General features: G+C 41.1%; 18 protein-coding genes. 8 read left to right on the top strand and 10 right to left on the bottom strand.

Annotation, left to right across the window (positions count from 1 at the left end):
- Positions 1-238: 238 nt before the first annotated feature.
- From ABMQ40_RS10240 to ABMQ40_RS10230, 3 genes are all read right to left on the bottom strand, one after another.
- Positions 239-1,387, bottom strand: a complete 1,149-nt coding sequence (locus tag ABMQ40_RS10240; protein WP_370899218.1) for an FAD-dependent oxidoreductase — start codon at positions 1,385-1,387, stop codon at positions 239-241.
- Positions 1,388-1,417: 30 nt separating this feature from the next.
- Positions 1,418-2,170 (bottom strand): DUF6597 domain-containing transcriptional factor, encoded by a 753-nt coding sequence (locus ABMQ40_RS10235; protein WP_370899216.1) that lies wholly within the window; start codon positions 2,168-2,170, stop codon positions 1,418-1,420.
- Between the two features lie 286 nt (positions 2,171-2,456).
- Entirely contained in the window at positions 2,457-3,215 is a 759-nt protein-coding gene (locus ABMQ40_RS10230) for an SDR family oxidoreductase (protein WP_370899214.1), read from the bottom strand.
- 105 nt (positions 3,216-3,320) lie between these two features.
- Here ABMQ40_RS10230 and ABMQ40_RS10225 point away from each other — a divergent pair, with 105 nt between their 5' ends.
- From ABMQ40_RS10225 to ABMQ40_RS10195, 7 genes are all read left to right on the top strand, one after another.
- Entirely contained in the window at positions 3,321-3,677 is a 357-nt protein-coding gene (locus tag ABMQ40_RS10225; RefSeq protein ID WP_370899212.1) for a winged helix-turn-helix transcriptional regulator, read from the top strand.
- Positions 3,678-3,927: 250 nt separating this feature from the next.
- Positions 3,928-4,386, top strand: coding sequence for a hypothetical protein (locus ABMQ40_RS10220; RefSeq protein WP_370899210.1), 459 nt, complete (start codon positions 3,928-3,930; stop codon positions 4,384-4,386).
- Between the two features lie 104 nt (positions 4,387-4,490).
- Entirely contained in the window at positions 4,491-5,576 is a 1,086-nt protein-coding gene (locus tag ABMQ40_RS10215; protein ID WP_370899207.1) for an efflux RND transporter periplasmic adaptor subunit, read from the top strand.
- A gap of 15 nt (positions 5,577-5,591) precedes the next feature.
- Positions 5,592-8,753, top strand: coding sequence for an efflux RND transporter permease subunit (locus tag ABMQ40_RS10210; protein ID WP_370899205.1), 3,162 nt, complete (start codon positions 5,592-5,594; stop codon positions 8,751-8,753).
- Entirely contained in the window at positions 8,746-10,215 is a 1,470-nt protein-coding gene (locus ABMQ40_RS10205; RefSeq protein WP_370899203.1) for a TolC family protein, read from the top strand. Before ABMQ40_RS10210 ends, ABMQ40_RS10205 begins: the two co-directional genes overlap by 8 nt.
- A gap of 407 nt (positions 10,216-10,622) precedes the next feature.
- Complete coding sequence (locus ABMQ40_RS10200; protein ID WP_370899201.1) at positions 10,623-11,186, top strand: hypothetical protein; 564 nt, start codon at positions 10,623-10,625, stop codon at positions 11,184-11,186.
- 81 nt (positions 11,187-11,267) lie between these two features.
- Entirely contained in the window at positions 11,268-11,987 is a 720-nt protein-coding gene (locus ABMQ40_RS10195) for an ABC transporter ATP-binding protein (RefSeq protein WP_370899199.1), read from the top strand.
- A gap of 68 nt (positions 11,988-12,055) precedes the next feature.
- Here ABMQ40_RS10195 and ABMQ40_RS10190 read toward each other — a convergent pair whose 3' ends face one another.
- Both ABMQ40_RS10190 and lpdA read right to left on the bottom strand, forming a co-directional pair.
- Complete coding sequence (locus tag ABMQ40_RS10190; RefSeq protein ID WP_370899197.1) at positions 12,056-12,856, bottom strand: patatin-like phospholipase family protein; 801 nt, start codon at positions 12,854-12,856, stop codon at positions 12,056-12,058.
- A 130-nt stretch (positions 12,857-12,986) separates the two neighbouring features.
- On the bottom strand, positions 12,987-14,375 hold the full coding sequence (lpdA, locus tag ABMQ40_RS10185; protein ID WP_370899195.1) for a dihydrolipoyl dehydrogenase: 1,389 nt from the start codon (positions 14,373-14,375) through the stop codon (positions 12,987-12,989).
- Between the two features lie 292 nt (positions 14,376-14,667).
- Between lpdA and ABMQ40_RS10180 the strand changes: the two genes are divergently transcribed.
- Complete coding sequence (locus tag ABMQ40_RS10180) at positions 14,668-15,558, top strand: hypothetical protein (RefSeq protein ID WP_370899193.1); 891 nt, start codon at positions 14,668-14,670, stop codon at positions 15,556-15,558.
- Between the two features lie 97 nt (positions 15,559-15,655).
- Here ABMQ40_RS10180 and ABMQ40_RS10175 read toward each other — a convergent pair whose 3' ends face one another.
- From ABMQ40_RS10175 to ABMQ40_RS10155, 5 genes are read right to left on the bottom strand one after another with little or no spacing between them, the layout of a single operon-like run.
- Positions 15,656-18,313 carry a beta-glucosidase gene (locus ABMQ40_RS10175; protein WP_370899191.1) on the bottom strand — a complete coding sequence of 886 codons (2,658 nt, stop codon included), beginning with the start codon at positions 18,311-18,313 and terminating at the stop codon, positions 15,656-15,658.
- Positions 18,313-19,746 (bottom strand): alpha-L-fucosidase, encoded by a 1,434-nt coding sequence (locus ABMQ40_RS10170; protein ID WP_370899189.1) that lies wholly within the window; start codon positions 19,744-19,746, stop codon positions 18,313-18,315. The genes ABMQ40_RS10175 and ABMQ40_RS10170 overlap by 1 nt, the downstream gene beginning before the upstream one ends.
- A gap of 40 nt (positions 19,747-19,786) precedes the next feature.
- Positions 19,787-20,710, bottom strand: a complete 924-nt coding sequence (locus ABMQ40_RS10165) for a TIGR01777 family oxidoreductase (RefSeq protein ID WP_370899187.1) — start codon at positions 20,708-20,710, stop codon at positions 19,787-19,789.
- A gap of 17 nt (positions 20,711-20,727) precedes the next feature.
- A complete protein-coding gene (locus tag ABMQ40_RS10160; protein WP_370899185.1) occupies positions 20,728-21,435 on the bottom strand; it encodes a YqjF family protein in 708 nt (235 codons plus the stop codon).
- 29 nt (positions 21,436-21,464) lie between these two features.
- Positions 21,465-21,968, bottom strand: coding sequence for an SRPBCC family protein (locus tag ABMQ40_RS10155; protein ID WP_370899183.1), 504 nt, complete (start codon positions 21,966-21,968; stop codon positions 21,465-21,467).
- Positions 21,969-22,227 lie beyond the last annotated feature (259 nt).

The raw sequence follows: 22,227 nt of genomic DNA, 5'->3' as shown, positions 1-22,227 counted from the left end.
CAACGGTAGATCGAGCCTGTTCGGAAATCAGATTCTTAGCCATTTCAATTTTATCCTTGATAATGTGAATGGGATGCTCTATCTCATACCCAATACGAGAACACATGAACCCTATTATAATTATAACAGCTATCTGAAAGAAGTTTCGAATAAGAAATAAAGAATCGCCGCCTTTGTGTATTAGTACACTTTTTAGTTAAAGATCGGTTGAGCGAATACCACAATAACTACCGTCATTTTAGCCGCTTGTTACCTGGCTGAAAAACGTCACCATTTGTTTCAGCCCGGTTTTGGAGAACATCCGTTCCATATTTCTCAAGGTGTCTTCGGTAGCAGCTGCACCTCGGGCAACCATTTCTTTTTCAAAATGCGAAATAGCGGTTTCAATATCAGGAAATCTTCCGCTGGTCAACACTTCCGCCAGTTCAAAAGAATCCTGCATCGCCACATTAGCGCCTTCACCTGCAAACGGTGGCATTCTATGTGCCGCATCGCCAATCATAGTGAGGTTTCCCTGTGTCTTCCAGGCCTGGTCGAACGGAAAATAATATTGCGGACGCGGCGTAAATTGTACCGTTTCATTAGTAAATAATTCCTGCCAGTTTTCGTTCCACCCGGCAAATTCTTTTTTAAACCAGTTCAAAATTTCTTCTTTATTTCCGAAATCAATACTACTTTCGGCAAGCCAGTTCTCAGGACATTTGAACGCAAGGATAAACATTACAGATCCATCGCCTTTGGTGCCATAGCCGAGCATTTTCTCATCGTCAAAAGCCATTAATTTTCCAAAAGAAAAAAGTTTGGATCCGCTTCTTTCTACCTCATAAATATCGCCTTGAATTAAGGTAATGCCAGAATAGACTGGTTTTGTGTCAGAAAGATACGGGCGAATCTGTGAGTTCGCTCCGTCTGCTGCAATCACCAGATCAGCATACGCCGATGTACCGTTTTTAAAATGAATTTTCCAGCCAGAATTTTGTTTTTCCATTGAAACAAAATGGCTGTCCCATACAACCGTTGCGGGTTTCAAAGAATTGAGCAAAATATCACGTAAGGGCGCACGGTCAATTTCGGGACGTGTTTCCGCCACGAATTTTGCGAATGTATTTTCATTGAAGTGTACATGCAGCTGCTTGTCTACCAGCACCATTCTGCTGGCCTCCGGGCGATGATGCTTATAAAATTCATCCAGCAATCCGGCGCGTTTCATCGCCTCCAAACCTGTACCCTCATGCAAATCTAAAGTAGAACCCTGCACACGCACATTACGGTTAAGATCTCGTTCATAAACTTTTACATCAACATTTTCTTGTTGTAACAATCTGGCCAAAGTTAAGCCTGCCATGCCACCACCCACGATGGCGATTTGTTTATTGTATAATAGCATTTGCACCTGTTTTTTAATGGTGCCACAAAATTATTGCTTGCCGTACATCAAAAATTGTAAAAAACGGTCGTTTTCGTTTTTGTAAAGTTCTTTGGGCGAAACTCCCGAAAGCTTTTTGATTTCTTTAATGAAATGTGATTGGTCTGTAAAGTTGAGTTGCGGATAAAGCTCGCCTTCCTTAATATATGGAAGTGAAGCCTGAAAGCGAAGAATGCCACAGTAAGCCTTTAATGAAAGACCAAATTGCTGATTAAAATAACGGTTGATCTGCCGTTCGCTCCAATGCACTTTTTCGGAAAGTTCTTTTACAGAGATCTCGCCGTTGGCAGCAGAGATCAAATCAAACAATCTGCGTTTGCGTTCATCAATATTCCGGGGTAAAAGGGATTGAATTTTTTGGGCGGCTTTTTCGCAAAAGGCCTCAAAATCGTTTAAATCATCCGCAGTAAAACCCCAAAAATTATTGGGCAATTCTTTTCCGCTGTTCAGTATATCGGCAATGGAATCCTGAAAAACATACTCTACAGCAAGCGGATTAAAATTCACTGCAAAAAAAGCAGCGACCTTTATATTGACTGCTTTAGGCCTGGTTTCCAGCCCTAACAATCTGATACTTAATTGATGGCTGCCTGTGATTGAAAAAATTAAATCCACTTTTCCGTTTGGAATAATGATGCCTTCATCAATATGCGTTACATTCTGTAAAGCCGAATAACAATAAACAAAATCCGAAAGCGTTTCTTCCGGTTTAATGAGGCGGTATTTTACATCGGTATTGGGCACCTTTCAGGTATAAGTACATTACAAACTTAATGAATATTTCAATTCGGTGAGTTCCTGATCCAAAGGTGAGGTTTTTGTGCCGGTTTATTCCATTTACTGATGAATTGTGGTTTGGAGCCTGATTCATGAACCACCCCGATCTCCGGCATTTAGGTATGAGCAGAGGTATAAGTTCAGCGAAACTGCTTTATCGCCTGATTAAAGGTCTGAGCATTCTGAACTGAACCTCAAAAACCACAGATACAAATTGTCTGTGGTCTTCTGATAGGGAACAATGGCGTTTTAATTATTTCACGGCATAGTTTGTATGTCCGCCATCAACTAAAAACTCACTTCCGGTGATAAAAGCAGCATTATCTGAAGACAGGAACAATACGGTCTTTGCAATTTCTTCGGGCTGCCCCATTCTTTTTACGGCAGTGGACGCGATAATTTGTTCTGTAACCTGTTTTTCTACTTCTTCCGGCATTCCTACCCTGGACAAAACACCTGTGTCTGTTGGTCCGGGTGTAACGATATTCACACGGATTTTCCTGTCTGCCAATTCATTTGCGGCGATTTGGGCGATTTTGTTTACCGCAGCTTTTGTTGCGGAATAAATACTGACATTGATATTTGACAAATGTGCTGCGTTTGAGGAGGTGAGCACCACCGAAGCTCCGTCTTTCAGATGTGGCATTAATTTTTGCAGGGTAAAGAAATACCCTTTTACATTGGTATTGAACTGCGCGTCAAAATCTGCTTCCGTAGCCTGTTCGATTGGTGCAAACAAAGCGAATCCTGCATTCAGAAAAAGAACATCCAGTTTGATCCCGGTTTCCGCAATTGCCTGTTCCAAAACCGTGATTCCCGCTAAATCAGAGCTATCTGAAACAATTGTTTTTAAATTCGGGCTGTTGATTTCTTCCGATGCTTTTTGCAGATTGCCGGCTCCTCTTCCGGTGATCCAGACGTTTGCTCCCGCGCTAATAAATGCTTTTGCAGTAGCGAATCCAATTCCTGTGCTGCCACCTGTTATAACTACATTTTTGTTGGTAAAGTCCATTTTGAAATTATTTTAAATGATTATGGTTCAAAGGTAAACCATTAAAGTTATTTTTAGTAACTTTGTTCTCAAAAATAACTGTAACATCGATGTAACAAAGTAACAATGGGGTGTAAAATAACAGAGTTCCGACAGGAGCAACAGAAAAGAATGCGGGCCGTACAGGATGCAATGGACACCTTGAACGGGAAATGGAAAATCCCGATCATATCGTCTATCTGCTGTTACGGCACAAGGCGGTTTTCAGATATTTTGAATGATGTGGAAGGAATTTCCAACAGGATGCTGAGCAAGGAATTAAAGGAATTGGAAATAAACGAGTTGATAAAGCGCACCGTTCTGGATACGCAACCTGTAACGGTTCAATATGAATTAACCGAGCATGGCAATACGCTGCAAACCATAATCAGTCATCTGACAGATTGGGGAATTGTACACCGAAAGAAGATCGTCGGGAAATAACCTATCTTCCAAAACAAACGGGCAGCCAGGGTGATAACAGCTTATTTTCTCAGGTTCCGAACCAGCCCCTGCCAGCAACTCCCAATCCCGGGGAAGCAAGCATTCGGGTGGAATAATTCTATCCTATCGTTTTCTGAGTATCAGCTAATTCAATTTATCAGAACAGTCCGGATATCAGCTTGGTTTTTTAACATTTTTTAATTTTTTAGTATTTGCAATAATTTGAATATTAACTACCTTTGCTGCCAGGATGTCGAGAAGATTTCATCAATATTTATACAGCTTATTATTTGCGCTGCTTACCGTTTTAGGTTGGTATTACGGGCAGATTCAGCAGTATGTTTCCACGGATGTTCCTCCCGATTTCCAATTTACCGCTGATATCCGGACCCCACAGAAGAAAAACACTGAAAATTCATTTGTTTTTCTTCAAGGTCATGATACATTGGATTTCTACAGTATAGAACGCCCCCATTATTATAAAATCCGGGCGAACCTTTCCGAAAATGACACTGAGAATGATGATAATGTAGAAACTTCAGCACCTTCCGGGCTACTGATCCCCTTTAAAGATAGTTTCTGGCGCTCAACATCCAATCTCGTCACTACATTTCACAATAAGCAAATTTCTGTTTCCCTTGCCCGGCTGGGGCATTTAAAACCTTTACATGATGACCTTTATATTGAATACAGGGTCATCAGACTGTGATCTATAATAATTTCCCGGGAAAATTCAACGGCTTTCATATCTGTATTTGAAAGCCTGTAACTCTATTTTTCAAATATAAATTATTATAAACATTAATAAATATCATGGTCAAAAAAAGTCTCATGTATATAAGCCTGTGCCTGATTCTTCTGTGCATAGGCTGCCAGTCCGAAAAGAAAGAAGAAACACAAGCCGCATCTTTCAACGTTACAAGTCCTCTTGTAAAAGATACTCTAATCAATAAAGATTATGTCGCGCAAATCCGTTCTATCAACCATATTGTGCTGCGTGCCCAGGAAAAGGGATGTATTCAGGCTATTTACGTGGATGAAGGGCAATTTGTACAAAAGGGGCAACTGATGTTCAAAATCATGCCCAACCTCTACGAATCTGATGTAAACCGTGCCAGAGCCGAAGCCAAGTATGCCGAAATTGAATACCGGAATACCAAAAACCTTTCTGACAAAGACATTGTTGCACCTCAGGAAATGGCAATGGCCAAGGCGAAATACGAAAAGGCCAAAGCTGAGCTTTCTTCGATGAACACCCATTTGAAGTTCACGGAAATCCGGGCGCCTTTTTCCGGAATTGTGGGAAAACTACGTGTCCGAAAAGGAAGCCTTGTAGATGAAGGCGAGCTTGTTACGGAACTATCCGACAACAGCAAGATGTGGGTATATTTTAATGTCCCTGAAGCTGAATACCTGAACCAGATGAGCGACAGAAAGGATGCCAGCCCGATGCACGTCCGCCTGAAAATGGCTAACGGAAAAGAGTTTGCTCAGGAAGGAATAGTAGAAACCATAGAATCCGATTTCAATAATGAAACAGGAAATATTGAATACAGAGCTACTTTTCCGAATCCGAACGGACTGCTAAGATACGGGGAAACAGGGAATATTGTCATCACATCGCCGTATGCCAGTGCGCTGATGATCCCTCAGAAAGCTACTTTTGAAGAGCTGGAAAAGAAATATGTCTATGTTATTACAAAAGATAACAGAGTAAAAGCAAGAGAAATAAAAATTGCTGCTGAATTACCTCACATTTACGTGGTCGCCTCTGGGCTCGGAAAGGATGAAAGGATACTTCTTGACGGCCTCCGGATGGTTCAGGAAAACCAAAAGATCAGCTCAAAATATCAGGCCCCTGAAAAAGTAATGTCGAACCTCGATCTGTACGCAGAGTAATCAAAAAGCAGAATCATGTTTAAAAAAGTAATACACCGGCCGGTTTTCGCTATCGTTATATCGGTTGTTATCCTGTTTATAGGAGGTCTTGCCATAGAACAGCTTCCTACCGAGCAATTCCCCAAAATAGCACCTACCACCGTGGCGGTTTCCATAGCCTATCCCGGGGCAAGTGCTGACGTATTGGTAAAATCTTCATTAATTACGATTGAAAATGCAATCAATGGTGTCCAGGGAATGCGCTATATCACAACAGACGCTACCAGTGCAGGAGAAGCTACCGTAAATGTTGTCTTTGATCCCGGAACCGATCCGAATGAAGCCGTTGTTCTGGTTAAAACCAGAGTAGACCAGGTAATGCCGTTGTTACCCGAGCTGGTACAGAAAGAAGGGGTTGTAGTAAACCCAATCCAGCCAAGCATGCTGATGTATGTAAACCTTTACAGCACCAATAAAAGCATGGACGAGAAATTTCTGTACAACTATTCAATGGTAAATATCATCCCGGAAATCAACCGTATCCACGGTATTGCAAAATCACAGATTTTAGGAAGCCGGAGATATGCCATGCGTATCTGGCTAAATCCTGATCGCATGCGGGCTTATGCTATTTCCGTAGATGAAGTTATGAAAGCCATCGGCGAGCAAAGTATCATTGGACGTCCGGGAAGGATCGGGCAAAGCTCCGGAATTGCCGCACAATCCCTGGAATACGTACTCACCTATAAAGGCCAGTACAATAAACCCGAGGAATATGAGAATATCATAGTCCGCTCTAATTCTGACGGGGAAAATATTAAGCTGAAAGATATTGCAAAGGTGGAGCTGGGAAGCGAGTTCTTTGATATCTATTCCAATCTCGACGGGCATCCTTCGGCTTCTATTGTATTAAAGCAAAATTATGGCAGTAACGCGAACGATGTCATCAAGGACGTAAAGGCCAAGCTGGCGGAAATGAAAGAAAATTTCCCTCCGGGCATTGACTATAAGATCAGTTATGATGTCTCACAGTTTCTTGATGCGTCCATTGATCAGGTGATGCATACCCTTAGGGATGCCTTCATACTTGTTGCCATTGTGGTTTTCATTTTCCTAGGCGACTGGCGTTCCACGCTGATCCCGATCATTGCCGTACCGGTTTCCCTGATAGGGACTTTCTTTGTGATACAGCTTTTCGGGCTGTCGATCAACCTTGTGACGCTTTTCGCATTGGTGCTGGCCATCGGAATCGTTGTGGATAATGCCATCGTCGTTATAGAAGCTGTTCACGCCAAAATGGAAGAAAGCAATATTTCCCCTTATAAAGCTGTAAAAGAAGTAATGGCTGAGATTGCGGGAGCCATTATTGCAATTACTGCCGTTATGGTTGCTGTATTTGTCCCTATTTCATTTATGACCGGCCCGGTCGGAACATTTTACCGGCAGTTCTCCATTACCATGGCAAGCTCTATTGTCATTTCAGCGGTAGTGGCGCTTACCTTAACCCCCGTTTTGGCGGCAATGCTGTTGAAAAACAACCATGGAAAACCTAAAAAGGTAAATATTTTCACTAAATCCCTGGATGCATTTAATAAAAGTTTTGATCAGGTTACGGGTAAATATACTTCGTTCCTGAGAAAAATTGTGAACCGGAAAGCCATAACCTGGGGAATCCTGATAGCTTTCTGTATAGGAACTTTTGTGATTAACAAGACACTTCCGGGAGGATTTATCCCAAATGAGGATCAGGGTACCATCTATGCAATTATCCAGACCCCGCCCGGATCCACTCTGGAACAGACAAACAAGATCTCCCGGACCTTACAGAAAATCTGTATGGGGACGGAAGGAGTAGAATCCGTATCATCATTGGCGGGTTATGAGATCATGACCGAAGGACGGGGCTCCAATGCCGGAACATGCCTGATCAACCTTAAAAACTGGAACGATCGTGAGCATTCTGTAAAGGAAATTATGGAAGAGCTGGAAGAAAAATCAAAAGGTCTTGGCGCTACCATTGAATTTTTTGAGCCGCCTGCTGTTCCCGGATTCGGATCTTCTGGAGGTTTCTCCATGAGACTGCTTGATCTTAACAGAACAACCAATTACCAGGATTTCGATAAAGTGAACAAAGATTTTATCGCACAGCTGAAAAAACGCAAGGAGCTTACCGGCGTCTTTACATTCTTTGCCGCCAATTATCCGCAATATGAACTGGTATTTGATAATAATGCCGCTATGCAGAAAGGGGTTTCTATCGGTAAGGCCATGGATAATCTCAACATCCTGATCGGTAGTACCTACGAACAGGGATTCATCCGTTTCGGCCAGTTTTTTAAGGTGTATGTACAGTCGTCTCCGGAGTTCAGGAGACTTCCTTCAGACATCATGAATCTATATGTAAAAAATGACAGCGGTGAAATGGTTCCCTATTCAGCATTTATGACTTTGAAGAAAACACAGGGCCCTAATGAGATAACACGTTATAACATGTACAATTCTGCCGCTATCCGCGGGCTTCCGGCTGCAGGATATACTACGGCAGACGCTATTCAGGCCATTAACGAAACGGCAGCCAGAACACTGCCTCACGGATATAAGGTGGCCTGGGAAGGTTTATCTTATGATGAAGCAAAGCGGGGTAATGAAGCTGTCTATGTATTGCTGGTCGTACTCGTTTTCGTGTACCTGGTTCTGGCCGCACAGTACGAAAGCTTTATTATTCCGTTTGCCGTTCTGTTCTCGTTACCTGTAGGGGTATTCGGATCTTTTCTGTTATTAAAGGCAATGGGTCTTGAAAACGATATTTATGCACAGGTGGGTTTGATTATGATTATCGGATTATTGGGTAAAAATGCCGTACTTATTGTAGAGTTTGCCGTACAGAAAAGGCAGGCGGGGGATTCTATCCTGGATGCAGCCATTGAAGGCTCAAAAGCCCGTTTCAGGCCAATACTGATGACCTCATTTGCTTTTATAGCAGGACTGGTCCCGCTTGTTTTTGCAAGAGGCGCAGGAGCAGTGGGAAATCACACGATTGGAGCTTCCGCCCTGGGGGGAATGCTGGTGGGAACCCTGTTCGGAGTTATCATCATCCCCGGACTCTACTACATTTTTGCCAAATTATCTGACGGCAGAAAGATGATCAAAGACGAAGACGAATCACCATTAAGCGAAGACATGATCCATTATGAATAAAAATAAAATATATCAATATGCAGGTATTGCTTTTCTCTTATTAAGCCTGGCAGCCTGCAAACCTGTCGAAATAGAGCAACGTACCGAAAACAGGAATGTTCCTGAAAAATACGGATCAGCGGAAAATGATACCATTAATACCGGAAAGCTGAAATGGAATGAATATTTCAGTGATCCGAACCTTCGGAATCTGATCAACGAAGCTCTTCGGAATAATCAGGAGCTGAACATAGTCCTGCAGGAAATTGAAATTTCCAAGAATGAGATCAGGGCTAAAAAAGGGGAATATTTACCTTCCGTGGAATTGAAAGCGGGTGCAGGGGCAGACAAAGTAAGCCGCTATACCAACATCGGCGCAATGGAAGCGAATACGGAAATCGAGCCGGGAAGAGAAATGCCGGATCCTCTTTTCGATTTCGGAGTCGGGGTGCAGGCCAAATGGGAAACAGATATCTGGGGAAAGCTCCACAACGCAACAAAAGCCCAGATACAAAGGTATCTCGCCAGCATCGAAGGAAAAAACTTCATGGTAACCAATCTGGTGTCTGAAATTGCAGATTCTTATTATGAGCTGCTTGCCCTGGATAATGAGCTTATCATTTTAAATCAGAATATAAAAATCCAGAATGATGCACTGAATATTATAAAAGATTTAAAAAAGTTTGCAAGATCTAATGAGCTTGCCGTACAAAGATTTCAGGCCCAGGTTCTGAAAACGCAGGGAATGCAGTATGACATTCAGCAGAAAATCGTAGAAACGGAAAATAAGATCAATTATCTTGTCGGAAGATTTCCTCAACACGTGGAAAGAAGCCAGGATACCTTCGACCAGATTGTTCCTCAGGCTGTTTACGCAGGAATCCCGTCGGAACTTCTGGAAAATCGGGCAGATATCAAGCAGGCTGAATATGAATTGGCAGCTGCCAGACTTGATATTAAAGCTGCAAAAGCAAGGTTCTACCCTTCTCTTGATCTTTCCGCAGGCATCGGACTACAGGCGTTTAACCCTGCTTATATCGTTAAACCTGAATCATTCCTGTTTTCTCTTGCCGGAGAGCTCACCGCTCCACTCATTAACAGAAGAGCGATCAAGGCGGCCTACTATAATGCCAATGCGAAACAGATCCAGGCAGTATATCATTATGAACAGACCGTATTGGGAGCGTATATAGAAGTAGCTAATCTGCTATCCAGGATCCATAATCTTGAAAGCAGTGTGAATATAAAAACCAGGGAAGTCAATGCGTTAACGAAATCCATAGATATTTCCAATGATCTGTTCAAATATGCCCGTGCCGATTATATGGAAGTTTTGCTCACTCAACGTGATGCGCTGGAATCCAGATTTGAACTGGTTGAGAAAAGAGTTGATCAGCTTAAGGCCAGTGTTGCCGTATACAGGGCATTAGGCGGAGGCTGGGATCAGAATCCTCTGATACCTCCGGATCTTACGCAGCAATAAAAAGCAATAATGATTTAAGAAAGGCTGTCTCAGAGCGAGGCAGCCAATTTTCTTAAGCTTAAGCAGATTCGATAACACCAGACCATTGATCAGCAATAATTAACATTTATTTAAATTCCATTCGCTAATCCTTGATACAACCTGTATTTCAGACACTTACACACTTATTCTGACAACTTATGAGAAATGTAAGGCTATTACCTCAGATGGCATTTGATTTTATAACAGCCTATCTATAAAGCGTTTATACTGAAAAATGATCCGCCGGGCGATATAATATCAGCAAGCCATTAATAACCGATATTAAAAAAAAGTGTTACTTTTGCTCTAAGGAATAAAAACGGCTTTATGACGTTTAATTATTAATTCAGACACACCAATTTTATAAAACATTAAAATTCAATCACATGAGAAAAATAATTCTATTATTTGCTTGTATGTTCGGTATTTCGGTTTTTTCACAGATCAAAGTGTTAAAAAACGAAAGTTTAATAGAAATTGGTAAAGATAACTCTGTTGGTTTATATAAAAAAGAAGATAAGTATACAATCAATTATCAGGATCTAAATACAGCCAATCTTAACACTTTCAGGTCTTTTTCCTTCCAAAATGTAAACGGAGATGTATCAGGCCTGTATAAATTGATCACCGATGGTTTTATCCAGGAACCTGAAGGAAATATTGTACTGGAGCTTCCTCATGACATTATCGAGCTGCATTATGAAAAAAATTACGGTCAGGTCACTGTACAGTTCATTCAGTATATCAACAAAAACAGAAAATATGTTGGTAAATCCCAGTTCTTAACCAAAAAACAGGTGGATAAAATATTCGGAAGGTCAAACGGAAAATCCGCATTATATGAGAAGCCTGCCACCATGAATCATATCAATGCCTCAAAATCCGCCACCAACACGGCATCTACTGTAGCTCCGGGCTCCAACGGAAAAAATAAAAAATCCCGAAAATAATTTTAAATTTTAAATATCCTGAACTCATTCTGCCCGAATGAGTTTTTTTCTTTTATTTTTGCAAAAAGATCATTATCAATTATGTCTCTTCAAATACGCAATCTTACCAAAAAGTTTGGTGAACAAACCGCACTTAACAATATTAACATTTCTATCGAAAAAAATGAGATCATTGGTCTTCTTGGTCCCAACGGAGCCGGAAAATCCACTTTAATGAAATCTATTGTGGGTGCCTTGAAAATAGATGAAGGTGAAATAATTTTTAACGGCAAAGACATTTCGCAGTACGAAATCGAAAGCAAGAGGAACATCGGCTTCCTTCCTGAAAACAATCCTTTATATCTGGAGATGTATGTAAAGGAATATCTTCAGTTTGTAGCGGATATTCATAAAATCCCCGGCTCCAGAATTGATGAGGTAATAGAGTTGGTAGGCATTACCCCTGAAAGATCCAAGAAGATCGGGCAATTATCCAAAGGATACAAACAGCGGGTGGGGCTGGCCCAGGCCATCATTCATCAGCCTGATCTGCTGATTCTTGATGAACCTACCAACGGACTGGATCCCAATCAGATCATAGAAATCAGAAATGTAGTCAAAGAAATAGGAAAAGAAAAGACCGTATTGCTGTCCACCCATATTATGCAGGAGGTTGAAGCGCTTTGTTCCCGGGTCATTCTCATCCATAAGGGAGATATTCTTCAGGATTGCCCCATCAATGAGTTTAAGGGTAAATTCGGAAGCCTGGAAGAAGCTTTTGCCCATTACACGCAGACTGAAGTTACGGAAACTGAACATTAATCCATGACAGAACAGAAGTATCATTAAAAACGAATAAAAAAATCCTGCGTTAAGGCAGGATTTTTATTTTATGTCCCCGACTGTTTCAGTGCCGGATAGAAGTTGCTTTCATTATAGCTTTCCCTGGCAGCATTATATCCTATATTGAAGATCTGCTCCAGGCGGTCTTTCCTTCTCTCAAAGGTTCCGTAGGTAGATAATTCCTGGGAAGAAATAAACCAGTCACAATAATCGAACTTAATTTTTTCAATCCTGTAGGAAAGCAGATCGTAGGAACGGGAAACGATAGCTTTTATCGATTTTAAGTCATTGATCCTGATATCGTGAGGCGGGGAAACAAAAACCCCGATCAGCTTATCACAATCCCCCCTGATGATATCCGCCGGGAAATTATTCAGGACTCCCCCGTCGCAATACATCTCTTCCCCTATGATATAAGGCGTGGTAATCCCGGGTATGGAACATGAGGCAATGATGGCATCAACCACCTTAAAGTTCTTATCAAATATTTTTTCTGTCCCGCCAACCAATTCAGTAGCGACAATTTTCACTTCTTTATCCAGGTCACCTAATTTCATATCACCGAATATAGGGTTCAAATAATTCCTGAAAATTACGGAAGAAACCAGCCCGGGCTGATTGAATGTAAAGTGCTTCCAGTTAAAAAAATACACTGAATTGAAAAATTCCAGGATTTCTTCCGGAGTCTTGCCCATCACGTACAGGCACCCTACGATAGACCCTGCACTGCAACACGACAATACGTCTATATTGATGTTCTTTTCAATCAGGAATTTTAAAACTCCTGCATGGGCAATACCTTTGGTACCACCTCCTGATAAAACAAGCCCAACTTTTCCAAAATCCATACAATAAAATTAATAAAACAAGATGAAAGAATGGGATTAATTTTTATAAAACTGTTGTTTTTACCATTATTTAACAAAAAAAGCCACAGATGATCTCTGTGGCTTAGTTTATGATAATGGTATGTATTTATTAGATATGGATCACTTCACCGTACGCCGCTGCTGCTGCTTCCATTATAGCTTCAGATATGGTAGGGTGAGGGTGGATGGATTTGATGATCTCATGGCCGGTAGTCTCCAGCTTTCTGGCTACCACAGCCTCAGCAACCATATCCGTCACTCCTTCACCAATCATATGGCAGCCCAGCCATTCTCCATATTTGGCATCGAAAATAACTTTAACAAATCCGTCCGTATTTCCGTTGGCTGTTGCTTTGCCACTAGCAGAAAGAGGGAATTTACCTACTTTGATCTCGTATCCTTTTTCTTTCGCCTGTTTTTCCGTAAGACCTACAGAAGCTATTTCCGGATGGCAGTAAGTACATCCCGGAATATTTCCATAGTCTATTTTCTCCACATGCATCCCCTTAATTTTTTCCACACAGGTGATTCCTTCAGCTGAGGCAACGTGCGCCAGGGCCTGAGTCGGGATAATATCACCGATCGCATAGTAACCCGGTACTGAAGTTTCGTACCACTCGTTTACCAAAACTCTTCCTTTATCTGTCTGGATACCTACTTCCTCCAGGCCGATATTTTCAATATTAGCTGCAATACCTACGGCAGAAAGCAGGATGTCAGCTTCAAGGGTAACATTGCCGTTAGCTGTTTTCACGTTTGCCTTAACACCTTCTCCACTTGTATCAACGCTTTCTACGGAAGCATTGGTCATGATCTCGATTCCTGACTTTTTCAGTGATTTCTCCAGGTGCTTTGAAATTTCCTCATCTTCTACAGGAACGATATTCGGCATGAACTCAACGATGGTCACTTTAGTTCCCATAGTGTTATAGAAATCAGCAAATTCTACTCCGATAGCTCCTGAGCCTACTACAATCATAGATTTAGGCTGTTCAGGCAGAGATAATGCCTGTCTGTATCCGATCACTTTTTTACCATCCTGCGGAAGGTTCGGCAATTCTCTCGAACGGGCTCCTGTTGCAATGATGATATCGTTTGCGGAATATTCCGTTACTTTACCGTCTTTATCCGTAACAGAAACTTTTTTACCTTTCTGAACTTTTGCAGTACCAAGAATGACATCAATCTTGTTTTTCTTCATCAGGAATTCGATCCCTTTACTCATTTTACCGGCAACACCACGGCTTCTCTGGATCACATTAGGAAATTCAAAGCTGGCTTCCACTTTATTCAGACCATAATCTTCAGCATGATTGATATAATGGAAGACCTGAGCAGATTTCAGTAACGCCTTAGTAGGGATACATCCCCAGTTCAGACAGATACCTCCTAAACTTTCTTTTTCGATAATTGCAGTTTTGAAACCCAATTGTGATGCTCTGATCGCAGTAACATATCCACCAGGACCACTTCCGATGACAATAATATCGTAGTTCATTAGTTTAAAATTTTTATGCGAATTTAAGGAAAAATATTGGATGTATTCATCTTTCTTCATTACGATGCTTAATCCGGAAACAGATATCGGCATTATCAGAATATCTATAGAATTATACTGCTTTTCATCTTGTGAAACTTTAATTTATTAACAATAACCAATTATTTATAGAATTATATACGCTTTATTTCAATTAATTAAAATAATTCACCACAAAGTGAAAATAATTGTCTGATTACTGGTTTTTTTTAAAACTTTAAAATATTTTTGTTCTGAACCAAACATAAAAAAAATGAAAAACCATTATTTACTTATTTTATTCTGGGGTGTATTTACCTATGCTCAGATCGGTGTCAATACTCCAAACCCTACCAGTTCTTTAACTGTAAACGGATCATTTGAAGCTGATTACAAAGAAATTACCGCTAATTCGTATAATATAACGTCTACTGATTATTATCTAACCTATAGCGGTACAAGCAATACAACATTTACTCTTCCTCCTATCGGGGCCGGCACAAACAGTTTTACAGGAAGGATCTATAAAATAAAAAATGTATCTACATCAACCATTAACATTCAGGCTTCGGACAATAATACCATAAGAGTGGATAACACCCCCGTCGCTGTTTTTGCGATTCCCCCAAGCGCTTATGCAGAAGTTGTGAATAACAGCAATGCCACGGGCGGCACATGGGACCTGTCATTTGTAACCCTTCCGAGGCCCAGCAACGTTGAAATTTATGGGGCCCAATTAATGATCCCTCCACACGGCTTTGGCAATCCCGGGGTTGCAGACTGGTCTAACCACAGCAACACCGCTTACGACTCCGGTACCGGTACCAACACTTGGTGGATCATAAGCAAATCCTCAACTTCATATTCACACACATTAGCTTTCGCCAATTCAAGCAGAATGACAATAGTATATGAATATCAGGGACCTCCTTTTAACATTACCAATATGTATCCGATCTTAACAGCCGGAAATAACTCCAACTTCCCTGATGTATTTACAACATCCTTCGTAAGCCTCACCAATAACGGAACAGCGGGAAGGACCAGGCTCACCGTATCTGTTGCCCGGGTTGATTTTATAGGAAATAATACCTCCAATAACAGCAACAGTAACTGGACAGGTACATTTCTCCTCAACTTGTTGCTGACCAGAAAAGTCTTTTAAGGATTTTTTTTTACACAAATGAGAAAAAGAGGCTGTCTCAAAAGGACAGTCTTTTTTATTTTTATAGAATTATCCGCATGAAAATCAGGGAATAATGCTATTTAACTTCAATATTTTGCTTTAGAGGAAGATTTTTTGAAGAATTTCCCACCATAATTCTGTACACGCCTTTTTCCACTATCCAATTCATCTTTTCATCCAAAAACTGTAATTCTTTCACAGGTACTTCAATCGTTATCTGTTTTGATTCTCCCGGCCTCAAATAGACTTTTTGAAAACCCTTTAGTTCAATAACAGGCCTTGAAACAGATGCCAGCATATCTTTTACATATAGCTGCACCACTTCACTTCCTGCTCTTGAGCCCGTATTTTTCACATTGACTTTAGCAATGACTGTTTCATTCTCAGAAAAGGTTGTTTTATTCAATTGAAGGTCTGAAATCTCAAAGGTCGTATAGCTTAAGCCAAAGCCAAAAGGATATAAAGGCTCTCCGCTCAGGTCATAATAATCATTCCCTCTTCCTGTCGGATGATGATTATAGGTCAAAGGAAGCTGCCCTTCTTCCACGGGAAATGTGACAGGTAACTTTCCGGAAGGGTTTCTTGCCCCAAAGAGTACTTTTGCCACGGCATTTCCGCCTTCCTCCCCCGGATACCAAACATCCAGAATAGCTCCTACCTTATCTTTCCAATCAGTTGTTTTTATGGCAGAGCCTCCTACCAAAACAACCGTTACAGGCTTTCCCGACTTTGAAATTTCATGTATCAATTTCTCCTGGTTACCCGGAAGTCCTAAGGATGCACGATCCTGAAATTCTCCTTCATGGATTCCTGCCACAACTACAATATGGCCAACTTCCCGGGCCAGTTCCATAGCACTTTTAAAATTTTGCTCATAATTATCCAGCCCATAGTCCCAGATTAGTTCTATATTGGCTTCCCCTCTGTTTTCAAAGAACTCAACGGCAATATCATACTGCTTCCCTTTTACCAGATCCGCATCAATAGTTCTAGTTGAATAGCTTAATTTTTCCCACTGGTCAATCACCCGTTTCCCATTGAAATACAACCTGAACCCATCATTTCCCCGCAGGCCAAGCCGGTATTTTCCTGAAGCCGGAGCCGTTAGTCTTCCCGTCCAGCGGACGCTGTAATTATCAGGCTGTAATTTCCCTGGATCCGGAGAGTATAATGTCCACTTAAAATTCAGTTGCTTATCCGACCTTTCAAAAGCCGGGCTTCCCTTCAGACCACTGTTGGAAAAATAGCTTCCTTTCAGCCCTTTTTCATTGCCAGAAGATAAAAACTCTTCAGAAACCGTAACAAATGTTTTCAGATTCCAATCCATCCCTTTTGAATAGACAATCTCAATGTCCTTATTTTTAACAAAGTTTTTAATTCCGTCCAAAACACTCACTTTCTTGTTACCCGGTCCTGAATAGCCACCCAGCCTCGCATCAACAGCATCCGGCCCTATCACCAGGATCTTTTTAGCACTTTCAGGAATTGGAAGGGTCTGATTGTTATTTTGAAGCAGGACAAAAGATTCAATGGCTGCCTTTTCCGCTAATGGCTTATGATCCATTTTCTTTAATTCTGCAATATCTTTGGTGGAAACATAAGGGTTTTCAAACAGACCCAGCTGAAATTTTATTCTCAAAACCCTCGCCACCGCATCATCAATCCTTTCTTTTGAAATTCTTCCATCCAGGAAAGGAGGAATAAACAATTTATAATGGTCATATTCTGTCTGGAAAATCACATCGAGGCCTGCATTTATTGCCTGTGCAGAAGCATCATCATAATCTTTGGCTGTAAGATGCAGCACGTTCGCCCCACCTACCGCACTTGCATCACTGATCACGAAACCTTTGAAACTCCATTCTTTTTTCAGCTTTTCTGTCAGCAGCCAATGACTGGCTGTTGAGGGCCGCCCATCCAGCAGGTTATAGGAAGTCATCACCGATCTGCTTTTTCCTTTGGTAAAGGCTTTGTAAAAAGGAACCAGGTGGGTTTCTTCCAAATACCTTTTGCTCCAGTGAATGGGATATGAATCTCTTCCGCCCTCTCCTACATTGGCCAGAAAGTGCTTGGGAGTTGTAATAATTCCCAGGTCTTCGAAAGAGCTGACAAAATTCATTCCCATCACAGAGGTCAGAAACGGATCTTCTCCATACGTTTCTTCTGTTCTTCCCCACCGTACATCGCTTGCTAAATTCACAACCGGTGTAAGGATCTGGCGGATACCTCTCAATTTCGTCTCTTTGGCGATGGCGGTGGAAACCTCCTTCATCAATTCGGGGTTGAATGTTGCCGACAGGCCAATGGCCTGCGGAAAAGCGGTGGCCCCTTCTCTCATCAAACCATGTAAAGCTTCATCAAAAGGAATTATAGGAATGCCCAATCTGGATTCTTCCACAAAATATTTTTGGATCGCATTAATTTTTTTTGCCAATCTTTCCGCGTCTTCACTGGCATTGTATTTCAGCAGTTGTCCGGCAGCTCCGCCACCCTGGTTTCCTGCGCTTACCTGCAGCCCGAAAATCCCGTGAGCATAACGGCCTTTGGGAACATTATCCAAATCCCCCGGAATCATAAAGCACTGCCAGAATTTTTCTTCAGGGGTCATTCGTTTCAACAGATCCTGAACTCTGGCTTCAACAGGCTGTTTCGGATCTTTGTATAAAAATTTTTGTGCGGAAATGAAAACTGAACCCCAGAACGCAATTCCGCTTAATATAAAACGATACTTCATTACTGTGTTATTTGAATTACCGTTGAATATCTGAGTTGGGAACGTTCTTCAGGTAACCTGACCTCAATTGAATTACCCGATTTCTTCCATTGCGCCGTCGCCGAAATCCCTAAGATCTTCAATGATTTGGGTTTAAAATTTTCAGGAATTGAAAAACGGAGTGTTGATGGTGACTGATAATCTGCTTTTTCGTTGATATGGAAGATATTCAATGTTTTTCCGTCTTTACTTCGGGTATAATAAAAATTTCCTTCATGGTATGGCGCTACGCTTCTCGTTGCAAAGACCGCCGGTCCGTTCTTATCCATCCAGCCTGAAATTTCCTTTAATCTTTCATAAACAACCGGATCGTAATCACCGTTAGGTCCGGGGGCGATATTCATCAGGTAATTCCCACCTCTGGAAATGATTTTAATCAAAGTTTCGATAATTTTCTGGGAAGACTTGTAATGGTCATTGGGAACATAAGAAAATGAATCTCCCATGGTGATACAGCTTTCCCATGGTATTGAAAGCGTATGTTCCGGGATTGCCTGCTCGGGAGTTACGTAATTTTCCCATTTTCCGGGAACGGTACGGTCTACGATGATTATCCCCGGCTGATTTTTACGGGCCATTGTTCCGATCTTGTCCATATCAATATCCTGTTCAACCCGGATGGCTTTCTGCCATTCCACATTGGGATCAATGGTATTGAACGGCCGTACCCATCCCCCATCCAGCCAGAGGATATCAATCTTTCCATAATTTAAAGTGATCTCATTCAGCTGGTTAAAGGTATATTTTTTGAAGTTTTCCCATCTTTCCGGGTATTTTTCAGGATCATAATTGACGTTCCTGTCCTTAGGCGGAAAATAGGGCCACCAGTAATCTTCAGAATGCCAGTCAGGCTTTGAGAAGTAAGCGCCTATCCTGAAACCTTCCTGTCTGAAGGCATTAAAGATTTCCTTTGTGATATCCGCCTTTGGATTTCTGGAGAAAGGCGTTTTTGATGAAGTGATCTTATAATCGGATTGCCGGGTGTCAAACATTGCGAAACCATCATGATGCTTTGTGGTGAACACCACATATTTCATTCCTGCTTTTTTAGCTGCATCCGCCCATTTCTGCGGATTAAACTGAACCGGGTTGAAGGTGGTCTGCAGGTTTTCATAATTTTTCACATATTCATAATAGGATTTACCATGTTCCGGCTTACGCTGTGTCCACGATTCATCTTCGGGACAGATACTCCAGCTTTCAACAATCCCCCACTGGCTGTAAGTACCCCAATGCATGAACAATCCGAATTTCAGGTCCTGCCATTGATCAAGGTTTTGTATCACGAGCGGATCTTCAGGTTTTACATAGCCTTCTGAAACATTATGAGCCTGTGAAAAAATAAGGGAGCAGGTAAAGACTGATGAAAGTAAAAAGGTTTTAGTTTTTAACATATAGCTTACTTTCCGCTAATTTAATCATGATTTAATGAACTCACAACCCTGATCCGAATTGCTGTTTTTTCCTTAACAGATTCCGGAATGCTGAGTCAATATCCGGAAAGGAAAACCGAAAACCGCTTCTGATCAGCTTTTCCGGATAAACATTCCGGCTTTTCAACAATAATTCTGTTTCTGTTCCTAAAAGTATTGATGCAATTTCCAGCTGCCAGACAGGGGCATTCAAGCCGAACGGAATATGCAGCTTCTTCCTTAGTTTTCTCATAAAATCTTCATTAGATAACGGATCGGGTGCTGTAATATTGACCACACCTGATATCAGCTCATGATCAATAATCCATTCCACCGCTTTACAGAAATCGTCTATATGGATCCAGCTCACTTTCTGATTCCCATTTCCCTGCCTTCCTCCTAATCCCAGTTTTGTAATCATCCGGAGTTTTGGAAATGCACCGGCACTGTTTCCCAGAACAATTGAAGTACGGAGGGCTATTTTTCTTACCTCCTCGATACTGGTCTTAAAAAATTCTTCTTCCCAGCTTTTACAGATATTCATGGAAAAATCATCCCCGATGATCCCGTTTTCTTCGGTATTCTGATGTCTTTCCGAATGAATATAGATGGTAGCCGAGCTTGCATTCAGCCATATTTTAGGTTTACTGATGCAATGGCCAACAGCCTGCTGAAGAACACGGGTACTGTAAATTCTGGAGGAATAAATTTCTTTTTTATTTTGCTCCGTATACCGGCAATCGACAGATCTTCCCGCAAGATTGATCAGAACATCTGCATCTTCAAGCCAGGTTTTCCATTCTCCCAGGCTTTCAGCATCCCAATGAATTTCATTTTTACGTTTCGGATTCCGGGTTAAAATATAAACCTGATGCCCTTTTTCCCTAAAATATTTTTCTAAGTTTCTTCCCAGGAATCCTGTTCCGGCAGCAATTACGATTTTCATGATTTTGGTCTTATTGTTCATTGCATCAAATATTTTTTAGTTTTAACTATAATTTCAGAGCCCTCGGCAAGCATTACAGAGGCGGGACGCTGATGGTTTAAGCATTTGAAATCATTTCCGTAGATCTTTTCAAAATCAATCTGAAGCTTATGGTTTTTAACCCAATAGAAATTCCATTTCGGGTGGCAGACCTCGTATTCTGATGTTTTACTTCCCTTTTTGGTAAATCCATAATAATGTTCGGTGATAAATTCGAATTCGGATCCACTTATCATGGGTAGCTGCTTATTTTCTGCCAGGATTTCCAAAGAATACCAATTTTTATCTTTCCAGGAGTATTTTATCAGCAAGTCATCCTTTTTCTTTTGCATCACATTTTTCATTGACATTGTTGTATAGTGTTCTTTGTAAATAGAGTTGGCTACAATACTCAATGCAGGCTTAGGAACGATCTCCCTGATGAAGACCACTCCTCTCTTCCATTCGTTTCCCTCTTTTTTCTTTACATAAAACCTTAGATTCACTTCTTCAAAATTTCTGTGAAAAGGGACCGGTATTCCCAGCAGCTTAGTGTTTAAAAACATGAATCCCACCAGGCTTACATAACATTTCCCGTTGTAAAAGTCAAGTTCTGTCCCTGCGGGAAGATATTTGGATACAGTTTCCGGACTGATCTCGTAATTGATAATGGCCAATTTTCGCCATTCTGCTTTTAAGAAGTTCATTTGGCTAAGTTTAAGGTTTTATATTTTGTTCATGGTTCAACGATTTCCTTTAACACGAGGGGTACTGTCATTTCCTGCTTCATTATATCATTTGCAGTATCCCTGATCACTTTATTCCTTTCTAATAAGAAATTTCTGAGGTAGTTTTCAAGGAATATTTTATTGAATATCCTTCCGATGATCCCGAATGGGGATTCAAATTCCAGAATATCGATCATTAAGGTTCCCCCGTCCTTTTCTTTAAAGATATGCTGATGTTTCAATGATTTAAAGGTTCCTTTCAACATAATATCCGTAAACTGCCAGGGTTTCTGCATATCAATAATTTTCGAGGTATGCGTCTGGTAAATTCCCAGATGTTTTGCCCGCCAGGTTACCGTCTCACCGTTTTCAATCAATCCGGAAGTTCGTCCTGCGATTGCCCGCTCGTGAGTCCCAGAAGTCGATTTTTGGTGTAAATCAATATCTCTTGCCAGGTCAAAAACTGTTCGGACACCGGCATGTATTTGTGTTTCAAGATATATTACCGACATTTTCAGCTGTAATTATGTGTTGGCAGGTTTTATAATTGTCAAAAAGGTATAGACCCGCCATAACCGGGCTGTAGAATACCGATAACATGGGAATGATCAGGAAAAGAAATCCTATCTCCCAATTACCTAAAAAGTACAATGCAAGCAAAGAAGGAAAAATGGGTATGATTAAAAATCCGTATATCTTAAAAATCAGCGACTTTTCATACTTATATGATAATCTGATGCAATAGCTGATCAACTGAGAAAATCCTACTCC

The organism is Chryseobacterium gossypii (assembly GCF_041361455.1).
In the GTDB taxonomy this organism is placed as follows: Bacteria; Bacteroidota; Bacteroidia; order Flavobacteriales; family Weeksellaceae; genus Chryseobacterium; species Chryseobacterium gossypii.
This window is presented reverse-complemented; position numbering and strand designations above follow the sequence as displayed.